Source organism: Paraburkholderia sp. BCC1885, from assembly GCF_900996235.1.
In the GTDB taxonomy this organism is placed as follows: domain Bacteria; phylum Pseudomonadota; class Gammaproteobacteria; order Burkholderiales; family Burkholderiaceae; genus Paraburkholderia.
This window is the reverse complement of sequence record NZ_CAAJGM010000144.1, coordinates 119,351-132,366: the sequence shown is the minus strand read 5'-3', so window position 1 is coordinate 132,366 and position 13,016 is coordinate 119,351. Positions and strand designations below refer to the sequence as shown.

Annotated in this window: 14 protein-coding genes; 13 read left to right on the top strand and 1 reads right to left on the bottom strand. The window is 62.4% G+C overall.

Annotated features, from left to right (window positions below; translation table 11 throughout):
- Both FQ755_RS14960 and FQ755_RS14955 read left to right on the top strand, forming a co-directional pair.
- The coding region (locus tag FQ755_RS14960) for a lysylphosphatidylglycerol synthase domain-containing protein (protein ID WP_186308531.1) at nt 1-432 on the top strand (432 nt) is incomplete at its 5' end.
- Nucleotides 432-653, top strand: coding sequence for a hypothetical protein (locus FQ755_RS14955; RefSeq protein WP_144155428.1), 222 nt, complete (start codon nt 432-434; stop codon nt 651-653). The genes FQ755_RS14960 and FQ755_RS14955, both read left to right, overlap by 1 nt.
- A 14-nt stretch (nt 654-667) precedes the next feature.
- Here the strand turns inward: FQ755_RS14955 and FQ755_RS14950 are convergent, their stop codons facing one another.
- On the bottom strand, nt 668-1,681 hold the full coding sequence (locus tag FQ755_RS14950) for a LysR family transcriptional regulator (protein ID WP_144155426.1): 1,014 nt from the start codon (nt 1,679-1,681) through the stop codon (nt 668-670).
- Nucleotides 1,682-1,774: 93 nt separating this feature from the next.
- Here FQ755_RS14950 and FQ755_RS14945 point away from each other — a divergent pair, with 93 nt between their 5' ends.
- The 11 genes from FQ755_RS14945 (at nt 1,775) to bcsR (ending at nt 13,005) form a co-directional block, all read left to right on the top strand.
- Nucleotides 1,775-2,092 (top strand): NIPSNAP family protein, encoded by a 318-nt coding sequence (locus FQ755_RS14945; protein WP_144155424.1) that lies wholly within the window; start codon nt 1,775-1,777, stop codon nt 2,090-2,092.
- Nucleotides 2,093-2,110: 18 nt separating this feature from the next.
- The gene (locus FQ755_RS14940) at nt 2,111-3,091 is read left to right on the top strand and encodes a D-2-hydroxyacid dehydrogenase family protein (RefSeq protein ID WP_144155422.1); all 981 of its coding nucleotides are present in this window, start codon (nt 2,111-2,113) and stop codon (nt 3,089-3,091) included.
- Between the two features lie 132 nt (nt 3,092-3,223).
- Nucleotides 3,224-4,540, top strand: coding sequence for an MFS transporter (locus FQ755_RS14935; RefSeq protein ID WP_144155420.1), 1,317 nt, complete (start codon nt 3,224-3,226; stop codon nt 4,538-4,540).
- Nucleotides 4,541-4,600: 60 nt separating this feature from the next.
- Nucleotides 4,601-4,990, top strand: a complete 390-nt coding sequence (locus tag FQ755_RS14930; protein WP_144155418.1) for a hypothetical protein — start codon at nt 4,601-4,603, stop codon at nt 4,988-4,990.
- A 34-nt stretch (nt 4,991-5,024) separates the two neighbouring features.
- Nucleotides 5,025-6,566: a methyl-accepting chemotaxis protein gene (locus FQ755_RS14925; RefSeq protein ID WP_144155416.1), complete on the top strand. Its 1,542-nt coding sequence runs from the start codon at nt 5,025-5,027 to the stop codon at nt 6,564-6,566.
- Nucleotides 6,567-6,690: 124 nt separating this feature from the next.
- Nucleotides 6,691-7,590 carry a LysR family transcriptional regulator gene (locus FQ755_RS14920; RefSeq protein ID WP_144155414.1) on the top strand — a complete coding sequence of 300 codons (900 nt, stop codon included), beginning with the start codon at nt 6,691-6,693 and terminating at the stop codon, nt 7,588-7,590.
- A gap of 230 nt (nt 7,591-7,820) precedes the next feature.
- Nucleotides 7,821-8,987, top strand: a complete 1,167-nt coding sequence (locus FQ755_RS14915) for a CaiB/BaiF CoA transferase family protein (protein ID WP_144155412.1) — start codon at nt 7,821-7,823, stop codon at nt 8,985-8,987.
- Entirely contained in the window at nt 8,984-9,748 is a 765-nt protein-coding gene (locus FQ755_RS14910; protein ID WP_144155410.1) for an enoyl-CoA hydratase, read from the top strand. The genes FQ755_RS14915 and FQ755_RS14910 overlap by 4 nt, the downstream gene beginning before the upstream one ends.
- A gap of 77 nt (nt 9,749-9,825) precedes the next feature.
- On the top strand, nt 9,826-11,130 hold the full coding sequence (locus tag FQ755_RS14905; protein ID WP_144155408.1) for an MFS transporter: 1,305 nt from the start codon (nt 9,826-9,828) through the stop codon (nt 11,128-11,130).
- 28 nt (nt 11,131-11,158) lie between these two features.
- Nucleotides 11,159-12,052 carry an alpha/beta fold hydrolase gene (locus tag FQ755_RS14900; protein WP_144155406.1) on the top strand — a complete coding sequence of 298 codons (894 nt, stop codon included), beginning with the start codon at nt 11,159-11,161 and terminating at the stop codon, nt 12,050-12,052.
- A gap of 611 nt (nt 12,053-12,663) precedes the next feature.
- A complete protein-coding gene (gene bcsR / locus FQ755_RS14895; protein WP_144155404.1) occupies nt 12,664-13,005 on the top strand; it encodes a BcsR/BcsP family cellulose biosynthesis protein in 342 nt (113 codons plus the stop codon).
- Nucleotides 13,006-13,016 lie beyond the last annotated feature (11 nt).

Sequence of the window (13,016 nt, the reverse complement as noted above, 5' to 3'; positions counted from 1 at the left end):
ACGAGCGGCAAGCTCGCGGCGCTCGTCGGCCAGTCGGCGCGGATCGATCGTTCGATCAGGCTGATCTGGCGCCGCCGTGGGGTGGTGTTGCGCTATCTGTTCTTCTGGCAGCCGCTGCAGTGCGTACTGACCGCGCTGGAGATCTGGCTCGCGCTGTACTTTCTGGGGACACGTGTGGGCTTTGTCGAGGCGGTGGTGATCGAGTCGCTGATCCAGGCAGTTAGCAGTGCTGCGTTTTTTGTGCCGGGCGGCCTGGGCGTGCAGGAGGGCGGGTTCATCCTGATTGGCGGCGCGCTCGGGCTCGATCCCGCAACATGCCTGGCGCTGGCAGGCGCGCGGCGGATTCGCGATCTGCTGATTTTTGTGCCGGGACTGGTTGCGTGGCAGATTGCGGAATCATCCGGCCAGGCGCGCGTCAGACTGGCCGCGTAATGACCGTGCAGCAATTGCAGACCGTCACGGCGGTCATGAAAGCTATTTGCGCCGCCGTAGAGGTAACGCAGGTTGGACGTGAACACTATCGGGTGATCGCACCGCTTGAAGTCATTCCTCGTCTCGCCAAGGCGCGAGACTGCATGATGCCGCCGACCTGCAAGGTCGAGTTTCTGGAGCATGGGGCCACGCGTCCGTCCGCAGGTCGCGAATCTGCGTGACCGGCATCTCTTCGCTAATCGTTTTCGCCTGAACGCGCGGAAACTTTGAGACCCAGCGGTTCGTGGGTCTTGCGCGCGCCGTCATCGAGAACCTGCAGGCCGGGAAAGCACGCGAGTTGCGTCACCGCCTCGCGCACGCGCTGCAGCAGCGTCGAGGCGGCCGGCGATAGCGATTTCCCCTGCCGCCGCACCACCCCCACGGTGCGTGTCAGCACCGGCTTCGACAATAGCCTGAGGCTCAGGCGGTCGAGCGGCGCGCGCCGTGCGGCGAGCGCGGACATCACCGAAACGCCGACGCCACGGCTGAGCAGCGCCTCGATCGCGGATGTATTCGATACCTGATAGCGCGGCTGCCGTACCTCAGGGCTCAGCCCTTCGGTCTGGCTGAGTTGATGCTGCATGCCCAGATCCGGCGTGAAGCCGATGATCCGGTATGCGTATATGTCCTGCCACGACAACTCGCCCGTACTGGCGGCGAGCGGATGATGGTCCGCAAAGACGACCCCGAAGCAGTCTTCAAAAAGCGGCTCGAAGACGAGTTCCGCGTCGGATTGCCATGGGCTGCAAATACCAAAGTCGACATCGCCCTCGATGACGCGCCGTTGCACGCCGGCGGAATTGTCCTCGCGCAGGTAGACGTCGATGGCGGGAAACGCCTCGATATAAGCCGCCACCACCTCGGGAAGCAGCAGCGCCATCACCGACGGCACGGCCGCGACGCTCACCTTGCCGCGTTCGTGGTTGCCCAACGCGCGCATGGTCCGGATCGACGAATCGAAGTCGTGCAGCAGCCGTTCCGCCGACGGCAGGAATTCCTCGCCCGCCCGCGTCAGGTCGAGTCGGCGCGTGGTCCGGTCGAACAGCAGAACGCCCAGATCTTCCTCGATGTGCTGGATTGTCAGGCTAAGCGCGGATTGCGTAACGAACAGGGATTCTGCGGCGCGGGTCAGGCTCTTGTGCCGCGCGGCCGCCACAAAGGCGCGGATATGACGGATCGACAGACGCTTGGAGGCTCTTTCATCATTCATCGTTTTTTCTCGTGAATCAAGCGAATTTAATCAATTGTATTATGCGACCCGTCGCCCCTAGACTCCTACAGTATTTTTCACGGGACACGAACAATGTTGGTCGATCTACGCCGCTACACCATCGTGCCAGGCCAGTTGAAGGCTTACCTGGCCGTCTACGAGGCCCATGGGCTACCCATTCAGCGCCGTCATGTTGGAGACCCGCTCGGCTACTTCATTACCGAAGTCGGGACGCTCAATCAGGTAGTTCATCTGTGGGGCTACCAGAGCGCGGAAGACCGCCAGACGCGCCGCGCCGCCATGGAGGCGGACCCGGACTGGTGGGCCTACAAAAAAATGACGGCGGAAGGCCGGTACATCCAGCAGCAGGAAAACCAGCTGCTGGTTTCCGCGCCGTGGTCAAAGATCTGACGCATTAGCGAGCACACGATGAAAGTGATTATTTCCGACGACTACCAGGATTGTGTCCGGACGCTGAGCTGCTATCCGACGCTTGCCGAGAACTTCGACGTGGTGATCCACAACGATACCGTGACGTCGCTCGACGCCCAGGCCGAACGCTTCGCCGACGCCGACGCGCTCCTGCTGGTGCGCGAACGTACACCGATCAGCGCCGAGCTACTCGCGCGTTTGCCGAAGCTGAAGTTCATCAGCCAGACCGGACGGGCGGCGAACCATGTGGATCTCGCTGCCTGCACGGCACGCGGCATTCCGGTCTCGGCGGAAGGCTCCGCCACGACCGCCGCCGCCGAGCTGACCTGGGCGCTGGTGATGGCATCCATGCGCAAAGTCCATCTCGAAGCGACGCGCTTCAAGGCCGGGCTGTGGCAAGGGCATCTGGGGGTAGGTCTGAAGGGACGCACGCTGGGCATCGCCGGCTACGGCAAGATCGGCAGCGTGGTGGCCGGTTATGGCCGCGCCTTTGGGATGCGGGTCATCGCGTTAGGCGATCACGAGACCTCGCTGTCGGCGGCGGCCAACGACGGCGTCGAAGCGGAAACCGACCGCGCCAGATTCTTTAGCCAGGCCGATGTGGTGTGCTGCCATCTGCGTCTTCTGCCCGCGACCCGCGGCTCGATCACGCTTGACGATCTCACGGCAATGAAGCCCACCGCGCTGTTTGTGAACACAAGCCGCAGCGAGGTCATCGAAGCCGGCGCGCTGGAAGCCGCCCTGAAAACCGGCCGGCCCGGTTTCGCCGCCGTCGACGTCTACGAGAGCGAGCCCATCTACAAGGCCGCTCATCCCTTGCTCGGGTTCGATAACGTGCTGGCGACGCCGCATATCGGTTACGTGGAAAAGGACACTTACGAGCATTATTTCGGCATTGCGACCGAACAACTGCTCGCGTGGCGCACGGGCAAGCCGATCAATGTCCTCAATCCGCAAGCCGTCACGAGCCCCGGCTGAACGCATTGACCGAACGGAATCATCGACAGCACCGCAGCCGCGCAATCAACCGGCGACAAGACCCGAAAGTTGCGCGGTCCGGGTAACGGACCAGAAGGCCCCGAAGGACCTGAACCTCTACGAGGAGACCACGTGGAAAAGTCTATCGAATCTCTCACCATGAGCCGGATCTACCGGCGACTGGTTCCGCTTTTGTTCGTATTGCTTATCATCAATTACCTGGATCGGGTCAACATCGGTTTCGCCGCGCTGCGGATGAACCAGGATCTGGGATTCAGCGCCTCGGTATTCGGGCTTGGAGCAGGGATCTTTTTCATCGGCTACGCGCTCTTTGAAGTGCCGAGCAACATCATGTTGCACCGCTTCGGCGCGCGTCTCTGGATATCCCGGATCATGGTCACCTGGGGGCTCGTGTCGGCGGGCCTGGCCTTCGTCCATACGCAGACCTCGTTCTACGTGCTGCGGTTTTTGCTGGGCGTCGCGGAAGCGGGCTTCATTCCGGGCGTCGTGGCCTATCTGGCTTACTGGTTTCCGGTTCGCTACCGCTCGCGTGCCAATGCCGGCGTCATCATGGCGACGGCTATCGCGTCGGCCATCGGTTCGCCGGTTTCCGGGCTCGTGATGCATGCTCTCGACGGTGCTCATGGCTTTGCCGGCTGGCGCTGGATGTTGCTGCTGGAAGCTGCGCCGGCCGTCGTGCTGGGCCTGTTCGTGCTGGTTTGGCTCACCGACCGTCCTGAGGCGGCCAAATGGTTGCCCGCGGAACAGCGCCGCTGGCTCGTTGCCGAACTGGCGGGCGAAGCGTCGAAGCTCACCAAAACCGCGAGCCTGCCGTTCCTGAAGATCGCGATGATGCCTCGCGTCTGGTGCCTGTCCGCGTTATTCGTCTGTTTCCTGACCGCGTTCTACGGCGTGCTGCTGTGGTTGCCGCAGATCGTCAAACACATGGGCTCGCTTTCGGATGTGGAGGTGGGCTTCGTCACCGCGCTGCCGTTCTGTTGCGCGGCGGTTTCGATGTACCTTGTGGCCCGCCATTCCGACAAGGTCGGCGAGCGCCGGCTCCATATCGCCGTCTGCATGACCATTGGCGGACTGGCGCTGCTGGCGTGTGCTTTCGTGTCGCCACCCGCCATCGCGCTGGTATTGCTGTGCGTCGCCGCGAGCGGAATCTGGGGGTGCCTCGCGGTATTCTGGACCCTGACCGGCGAGTTTCTCACCGGAGCCGCAGTGGCGATCGGCATTGCCTTGATCAACACCGTCGGGCAATTCGGCGGTCTGTTCGGACCGTGGATCGTCGGCGTGATTAAAGATCTTACCGGCAACTTTTCGGTGGCGCTCATCGTGCTGGCGATTGCCGCGTTTCTCGCGGCGGTGATTGCTTTCCTGATGCCCGATCGCGCGCCGGAAGTGCAGGGTAACAATGCATTGCGCGCGGACCCGACGCATTGAGCGCCTGCGAGCAAGCAGAATCTAGTTGTCAGCATTCCTAACTTAAATATCGGCGTCTGCATGTCGTTACTTCTCGACTACTCGCTCCTTCATGAGCTCGCAACCCGTTCGCAGGCCGTCTCTACGGCCTGCTCGTGCGTGAACAGGTCTCTCGTGGGATGGGAGAGCATGCCGGTGTCCCTGCCCGAAGAACAGCTTCGCGAAGTGGGGACGCTCGCGCATGTCGCAGAGGAAGAAGCGACCTTCAGCGAATACCACCCCGACAATACGCGCTATTGGTCGGCTGACGCACCGATTGCACCGCGCTACTTTCCCTATAACCGCTGCAACGTCTACGAATGCGTCGAATGCGGACGTTGTTTCCTGCGCTATACGGAGGGCGGCGGCTACTTCGTCGACCGAAGAATCCGTCTGCTCACTGCTTCGCCGATGGTCGATGCACCCCTCTGACTCGCACTTTGGATCGCGCCACATTAGTCCATACATGAAACTTTCCTTTGCTCAAAAACTCTGGCTGCCGCTCATCCTGAGTTTGCTTTGCCTCGCCGGCATGTCGGTCTACAGCGCTTACCGGACGAGAGACGTGCGGCTGGAAGAGCGCAAGGCCGATCTGCAACATGCCGCGGAGATCGCGCTTAGCGTCGTCAAGACGTTCGGCGACCAGGCCGCCGCCGGCTCGATGTCCGAGGCGGAGGCACAAAAGCGGGCAATGGACAGCGTTCGGAATATCCGCTACGGCGAGGACGGCTATTTCACGATTCTCAATTCGCAAGTTGTCCTGATGCATCCGACCAACCTCGGGATGATCGGTAAGGATATCAACGGCTTTAAAGACCCGAACGGGGTCTATTTCTTCAGGCAGGCGGTGGCGCTCATCAAGCGCGACGGCAAAGGCTTTCGCACCTTCGCGTTTCCGCGCCCGGGCCAGACCGAAGCCGCGCCGAAGATCGCTTATGACATTGCCTATCAGCCGTGGGACTGGATTTTGACCACCGGCACCTATGTCGACGACATCGACGCGGCCTTTCGCGTATCGCTCTATCAGAGCCTCGGGATGATGGCGATACTGGCTGCTGCATTGTCGGTGGTCGTATTGCTGCTTAACCGGGGCATCGTCCGTTCTCTGGGGGGCGAGCCGTCCTATGCCGCCGAGATCGCCAACCGGATTGCCGATAACGATCTGACCGCGCGGGTCGTGACAACGCCGAATGACCGCGCGAGCCTGCTGTTTTCGATGAAACGCATGCAGGAGCAACTGGCCGGCACGATCGGCACCATCAAGGCTTCGGCCGGTTCGATCGCCACCGCCACCCATCAGATTGCGGCGGGCAATCAGGACCTGTCGCAGCGCACCGAGCAACAGGCCGCGTCGTTAGAAGAAACGGCCGCCAGCATCGAGCAGCTCACCTCGACCGTCACCCAGAACGCGGACAACGCCAGTCAGGCTAACCAGCTCGCCGCGCAGGCCGCCAAGGTCGCCGGAGAAGGCGGCGCGGTGGTGTCGCGGGTGGTCGACACCATGGATGGCATCAACGCCAGCTCAGACAAGATCGCCAATATTGTCGGCATTATCGAAGGCATTGCTTTCCAGACCAATATTCTCGCGCTGAACGCCGCGGTGGAAGCCGCCCGGGCGGGAGAGCAGGGACGAGGCTTCGCGGTCGTGGCTTCGGAAGTGCGTTCGCTGGCGCAGCGTTCCTCGACGGCGTCCAAGGAAATCAAGGAATTGATTCAGGACTCGGTGGAGCGGGTGCAGGCAGGCGCCGGTTTTGTGCGGGAAGCCGGTGCGAAGATGAGCGAAATCACCCATGAGATCCGGCGCGTGACGGACATCATGGGCGAGATCACCGCTGCTACACAGGAACAGAGCAGAGGCATTGGCCAGATCAACCGCGCCGTGACGCAGATGGATGAAGTCACGCAGCAGAACGCCGCGCTGGTTGAACAGGCGGCGGCTGCTGCCAGCTCGCTCGAGTCGCAGGCTGACGATCTGAAAGCGTCGGTTTCGATGTTCAGGCTGGAATAGACCTGCCAGTGTGTTGGCCGCAGCGGCGGCCGCGGTACGATGCGATCTGTTTACACTTAAGTCTGGCGCAGCCGGGGCCACCCGCGACTCAGGCAGACCAGTCAAACAGGGAGACAGCCATACCGTGAGATTCGACACGACCACCGTCCATCTCGTCCTCGCCATTGTCGAGGAGGGCAGTATTTCGCGGGCGGCGGACCGGCTCGGGCTCGCGGTTGCCGCCGCGTCGAGACGCGTCACCGACCTCGAGGAACAGCTGGGTGCCAAGCTGTTCCGGCGGGTGCCGCACGGCGTCGAAGTCACCGAGTCCGGCGACAAGCTGCTGCAGTACCTCAAACAGATCGATAACCTGATCGACCGGCTGGAAGGCGATGCAAAAGCCCTGCACGATGGGCTGGACGGGCGCATCATCATCGGCGCGCCGAAGGCGGTGGTGATCGCGTTCCTCGCGCCGGATCTCGCCAACATCCAGCGAAAATACCCGAACATCTCGCTGAAAGTCGTCGAGGAAAATAGCCGGATCGTCCAGCAACTGCTGCGCGACAAGGTTATCGATGTCGGCATCTACGAGAACAAGAGCGGCTTTCTCGACCTCGGCAAAATCCCTTACCGCGACGACCGGCTTGTGATGGTCTATAGCCGCGCGCATTTTCGCTTCGGCACGGCGCCGGTCGAGCTCGACGAGCTGATCGACCTGCCGGTGGTGAGCCTCGGCAAAGGCTCGGCCGTGCTGGCCGCGGTGCAGCGTGCTTACCGCAGCCGCGGACGGCAGTTCGCCGGTAATTTCTCGGTGGCGGGCTTCGATACCATGCTGGCGCTCGTGCGTCACGGACTGGGTGTCGGGTTGATGCCGCCCGACGTATTGCGCAGCTTCCATCCCGAGCGCGGGGTCGGCAGCGCCGAGCTGGGCGGCGACTGGCACCATCGCAGCTACGTGCTGTCCTGCGTCGAAGGCCACGCGCAGCCGCAGACCCTCCACAACGTCGTCACCGAGCTGCTGGCCAGCGCACGCACCGGCCGCTGACCCTCACGGCGGCTCCGCAGCCGCTGTAGCCACCCTCCGCTTTCGCCAATCGCGAATCCAGGCATGTCGCAGGCGTCCTTGCCCGCGGCCTGGCGCTGCGCGACAGTCTGAACACAACGACAGCACGCCCATCCCGCACGTCTCGCCCCCGCGCCCCTGCGCGTTGGCGCTGCGACGTCACGTAAATGCGCGCGTCCGTTCCGATACCTCTACAAAAAGGAGACTCCCCGATGACATCAACCACGTCATTGCCGCTCGAAGGCATTCGCGTACTCGACGTGAGCCAGGTGATGGCCGGCCCGTTCGCCTGCATGCTGCTCGCCGATCTCGGCGCCGACGTGATCAAGGTCGAACCGCTCGAAGGCGACCAGACCCGCGGCGCGATGGGCTTCAAGATGAAAGGGCCCGACAGCATGGGCTTTCTCAACATGAACCGTAACAAGCGCTCGCTGTCGCTCGACCTGAAGAGCGAAGAAGGGCGCGAAAACTTCTACAAACTCGCCAAAACCGCCGACGTGATCGTCGAAAACTATCGTCCGGGCGTCGTACAACGGCTGCGCATCGACTACGAGACGATCCGCGAGATCAACCCGAAGATCGTCTATGTGAGCATTTCCGGCTTTGGGCAGAGCGGCCCGTGGGCCTCGCGGCCGGGCTTCGACCTGATGGCGCAGGCGATGTCGGGCGTGATGAGCGTGACCGGCTACAAGGGCGGCAAACCGGTCAAGGCGGGCGTGCCGGTGGCCGACATCGGCTGCGCGCTGTTCGCGGTGTATGGGCTGCTGTCCGCCTACATCGGAGCGCAGAAAACCGGCCAGGGGCAGCATATCGACGCCTCGCTGTTCGATTCCGTGATGGCGTTCTCGATCTGGGACATGTCCGACTACTGGGGCACCGGGGTGCCGCCGACCCCGCTCGGCACCAGCAACAAGATGAGCGCGCCGTATCAGGCCGTGAAGGCGCGGGACGGCTACTTCGTGATGGGCGCGACCAACCAGAAGCTCTGGACCAGGCTCTGCGAACTGCTCGCGCGGCCCGATCTCGTCAAGCATCCGGACTTCGAGACGGTGTCGCTGCGGCTGAAAAACCGCGAGGCGCTGATCGAATCGCTTGAACAGGAGTTTGCCGGACGCGACTGCGCGGACTGGATCGACACGATGCTCGCCGCCGGCATTCCCGCGGGACCCATCCTGACGTATCCGGAAGCGTTTGCGAGCGAGCACGCGCAGCATCGCCAGATGTGCATGGAGATCGATCACCCGATCGAAGGCAAGGTCAAGAACATCGGCTTCCCGGTCAAGATGCTCGGCACGCCGCAGCGCATGCGCCGCCATCCGCCGTTGCTGGGCGAGCACAACGAAGAACTGCTCGCCGAAATCAACGGGACGGCGCCATGAGCGAGACCGTCAGCCTTGCCGTGGATGCATCCGGCGCGGCGCATATCGTGATCGACCGGCCCGAGCGTCACAACGCCATGACGATCGAAATGTACGGGACGCTGCTCGAACTGATCGGCCAGTGCGAGCGCGATGCGGCGGTGCGCTGCATCCTGCTGCGCGGTGCGGGCGGCAAGTCGTTCGTGTCCGGCACGGATATCGGCTACTTCACCGGGTTTCGTGACGGCCGCGACGGCGTCGCTTACGAGGCGCTGGTCGAGAGCGTGATCGACCGGGTCGAACGCATCGCGCTGCCGACGATTGCGGTGATCGACGGCTGGGCCGTGGGAGGCGGTCTCGCGCTCGCCACCGCATGCGATTTCCGCGTTTGCACGGACGGCTCGCGCTTCGGCGCACCGATCGCGAAGACGCTGTCGAATACGCTGTCGTCGCGCAATCTCGCGCGACTGGCTGCCGCGTTCGGCGTGCCGCGCGTGAAGAAGATGCTGATGCTCGCCGACACGCTCAGCGCGCAGGATGCCCTGCAGTGCGGCTATGTCTACGAGGTGTGCGGCCGCGATGCACTCGAACCGACTGCCGCCGCGCTCGCGCAACGGCTGATTGCGCTGTCGCCGGTTACGCAGCGCGCGGTGAAGGAGAGTCTGCGCCGTATCGTCGTCGAGCAGCGGCTGGACGACGAGGATCTGATCGAGCAGGTGTACGGCAGCGCGGCGTTCCGTGACGCGGTGGCCGCGTTCGTGGCGGGGTCGTCGAAGCGCTAGCCCGAAACGCTAGTCGAAACGCTAGCCGAAACGCTAGCCGAAACGCTAACCAAAACAAACATAATCAGGATGGAGACATGAAACGAATCCGATTGAAGCCGACGACGCTTGTTCTGCTGATGCTATGCCTGATGTACATGATCACGTATGTCGATCGCGTCAATATCAGCACGGCGGCCGGACAGTTCAAGTTCGAACTGGGCCTTACCAACGCGCAACTGGGACTGGTCTTTTCGGCCTACGCGTATCCGTATGTGGTGTTTCAGTTTATCGGCGGCTGGGTCAGCGACCGGTTCGGCGCGAAGCGCACCTTGATCTGCTGCTCGTTGATCTGGGCGCTGGCGACGGCGCTGACCGGTCTTGCGGGCGGCTTCGCGACCCTGGTGGCGGCGCGCCTGCTGCTCGGGCTCGGGGAGGGGGCGACTTTTCCCGCCGCGACCACCGCCATGGCCACCTGGTTCGCAAAGGACAAGCGCGGCATGGCGCAGGGCATCACGCATTCATCCGCACGGCTGGGCAATGCCATTGCGCCCATTCTGGTCTACGCGCTGATCAAGGCGTTCAACTGGCGCTTCTCGTTCTACGTGCTGGGTTTGCTGAGTTTGGGCTGGGTCCTGATGTGGTCCGTCAAGTATCGCGACGTCCCGGCGCATCACCCCAACATCACGCCGGAGGAACTCGAATCGATCCCGGCCCCTCGCGCTCGTGTCGCCGATCCGAAGGGAACCACCGCGCGGCTGTTCTGGCGCATGCTGCCGGTGTGCATCGTGTATTTTTCCTACTGCTGGATTCTGTGGCTGATGCTGGACTGGATGCCGCTTTACTTCATGCACAGTTTTCATCTGGACATCAAGAAGGCGGTTATTTTTACTACGGCCGTGTTTGTCGCGGGCGTGGTTGGCGACCTGGCCGGTGGTCTGCTCACCGATCACTTGCTTCGTCGTACCAACAATCCGGTTCTGGCGCGAAGCTGTCTGGTTGCGGTCTGCATGAGCCTGACCGCGCTGTCCGTTGTGCCGGTTCTGTTCGTGCATGATCCGATGATCTCGCTGATTTTCCTGGCCGCGGCCATGTTCTTCAACGAAATGAGCGTGGGACCCATGTGGGCCGTGCCGATGGACATTGCTTCCTCGGAGCGGTCCGGCGCGGCGAGCGGCATCATGGCCAGCTTCGGCAATACCTCCGCGATTATCTGTCCAATCGTGGCGGGTTTTCTGGCCGACCGCCCCGGAGGCTGGAATCTGACGTTTATGCTGTCGATCGGCGTCATGGTGGGCGGCGTGCTGCTGGTTTTCGCCATGCGCCCCAACAAGGCCTTCGTCGTAAGTCCGCCGTCTTCACGCGGCGACGCGGTCGGCGAGGGAGAAGGCCGCGTCGCCTGAACCGATTTCGAATTCAACGGAGCGCATCATGATCAGGAGTATCAACGCAGGTTCGTTGAACATTGCCTATGTGGAGGAAGGCGAGCCGGGCGGCTGGCCGGTCGTGCTTCTGCACGGCTTTCCGTACGATATTCACGCCTATACGGAGGTGTCGAAAATTCTCGCCGCGGCGGGCGCGCGCGTGATCGTGCCTTATTTGCGGGGCTTCGGCGCGACGCGTTTTGTTTCATCCGCCACGCCGCGCTCGGGACAGCAGGCCGCGCTCGGTGCGGATGTGTTGGCGCTTCTCGATGCGCTGTCGATTCCCGCGGCGATTCTGGCCGGCTACGATTGGGGCGGGCGTGGCGCGTGCGTCGTCTCGGCGCTGTGGCCCGAGCGCGTGACGGGACTGGTCTCGTGCGGCAGCTATAACATCCACGACATCGCGGGCGCGCTCACGCCGGACACGCCGGATAATGAGCATCGCCTCTGGTATCAGTATTATTTCCATAGCGAACGCGGCCGTGCCGGGCTCGCCAAAGATGCGGCGTCGTTTTGCCGGCTGCTGTGGCAACTCTGGTCGCCCACCTGGGCTTTCGACGACGCCGTTTTCGCGAAGACCGCTCCAGCCTTCGATAACCCGGACTTCGTGGATGTCGTGATCCATTCCTACCGGCAACGTTATGGCCTGGTGGAGGGCGATCCGGCGTTCGAAGCGATCGAGGCACAGTTGGCACGCCGGCCGGATATCGGCGTGCCCGCCATTACCATCGACGGCGGGGATGACGGCATCCGGCCCGCTGGCAGCGCGAGCCATGCGAAGCGTTTCAAGGGGCCTCACGAGCATCGGGTTATCCCGGGTGCGGGTCATAACGTGCCGCAAGAGGCGCCGCAGGCATTCGCAGACGCAATCATCGCGCTGGCGGAACGAAGCGCGCGGTAATCGGGCGGCAGTTTGGCGTTAACGGAGTCGGACGGGCGCAACACTGGCGCCCGCTTTGAAAACCCAAATCGCGGGTTTCAGCCGCTCCGCAATATCGGTCAATAGTAAAGATCTGAAGATAAAAACGGCCGGCAAATAAAAAGCAAACGTTTGACTTGATGAAACTGCGCCGATAAGCACTTCATTTTGCTTCCAGATGGCCGATATATAGAAGCATTACCCGCAGATAAATTTCGTGGCGGCCCTTAAATTGTTTAGGGCCGCGCATTAAATTCCGCTGCTACAATGTGCGCCGCCATCGACGATGGCATGGCTCCCTTACGAATCATAGGTTTGCATCGCAAATGGCGAGGACCTGACTTGCCCGAGGCGGGCGCATTATCGCGCCCCGGCAGTCTGTTTCGGCCCACAAAATCAACGATGGGCCGCGCCTTTCCAGCATGCCGGTAAAGGATCGAGCATCGATCCGCGATTTGCGAATATCACGACAAGTCCCCGGGAGAGACGGGAACAACGGTTTTCGTATTCAGTAAGTAGAAATTACAGCAGATTGTGCGGTAGCGCACGATGCAATCTGCAGACAATATGGCCAAATACGACGGGGATGACGTATGAGCGGTGCATCGGATATTTCGAATCTGTTTCAGACCTTGGGCGTCAGCCCGTCGCATTATCAGGAAGTGGGACAAACGGAGCGGGCGCAAGGCGGGCGCGAGCGTTGGCCCACGCAGGCCGAGCCGGCGCCTGTCGCGACCTGGCTGGACGATGCGGCTTGCGAGGCTGCACTCGAATCCGCACCGGTCTTGCCGACTCCACCCGAACAGCCTGTCCTTCAGCCTCGTCCCGATCCTGTCGTCGATGCAGAACAGCCTGCCGCATTGCGCAGTGTGTTTGCGCGTCTGCTGGACGGGGATACATCTCAGGCGGACGTCGCGCCACGCCAGACGTCATGAGCCTCGTCGCG

Excerpts from the sequence above, each read along its gene's own strand:
- FQ755_RS14955 (WP_144155428.1), top strand. The coding sequence starts at position 432 with ATGACCGTGCAGCAATTGCAGACCGTCACGGCGGTCATGAAAGCTATT.
- FQ755_RS14950 (WP_144155426.1), bottom strand. The coding sequence starts at position 1,681 with ATGAATGATGAAAGAGCCTCCAAGCGTCTGTCGATCCGTCATATCCGC.
- FQ755_RS14945 (WP_144155424.1), top strand. The coding sequence starts at position 1,775 with ATGTTGGTCGATCTACGCCGCTACACCATCGTGCCAGGCCAGTTGAAG.
- FQ755_RS14940 (WP_144155422.1), top strand. The coding sequence starts at position 2,111 with ATGAAAGTGATTATTTCCGACGACTACCAGGATTGTGTCCGGACGCTG.
- FQ755_RS14930 (WP_144155418.1), top strand. The coding sequence starts at position 4,601 with ATGTCGTTACTTCTCGACTACTCGCTCCTTCATGAGCTCGCAACCCGT.
- FQ755_RS14925 (WP_144155416.1), top strand. The coding sequence starts at position 5,025 with ATGAAACTTTCCTTTGCTCAAAAACTCTGGCTGCCGCTCATCCTGAGT.
- FQ755_RS14915 (WP_144155412.1), top strand. The coding sequence starts at position 7,821 with ATGACATCAACCACGTCATTGCCGCTCGAAGGCATTCGCGTACTCGAC.
- FQ755_RS14910 (WP_144155410.1), top strand. The coding sequence starts at position 8,984 with ATGAGCGAGACCGTCAGCCTTGCCGTGGATGCATCCGGCGCGGCGCAT.
- FQ755_RS14905 (WP_144155408.1), top strand. The coding sequence starts at position 9,826 with ATGAAACGAATCCGATTGAAGCCGACGACGCTTGTTCTGCTGATGCTA.
- FQ755_RS14900 (WP_144155406.1), top strand. The coding sequence starts at position 11,159 with ATGATCAGGAGTATCAACGCAGGTTCGTTGAACATTGCCTATGTGGAG.
- bcsR (WP_144155404.1), top strand. The coding sequence starts at position 12,664 with ATGAGCGGTGCATCGGATATTTCGAATCTGTTTCAGACCTTGGGCGTC.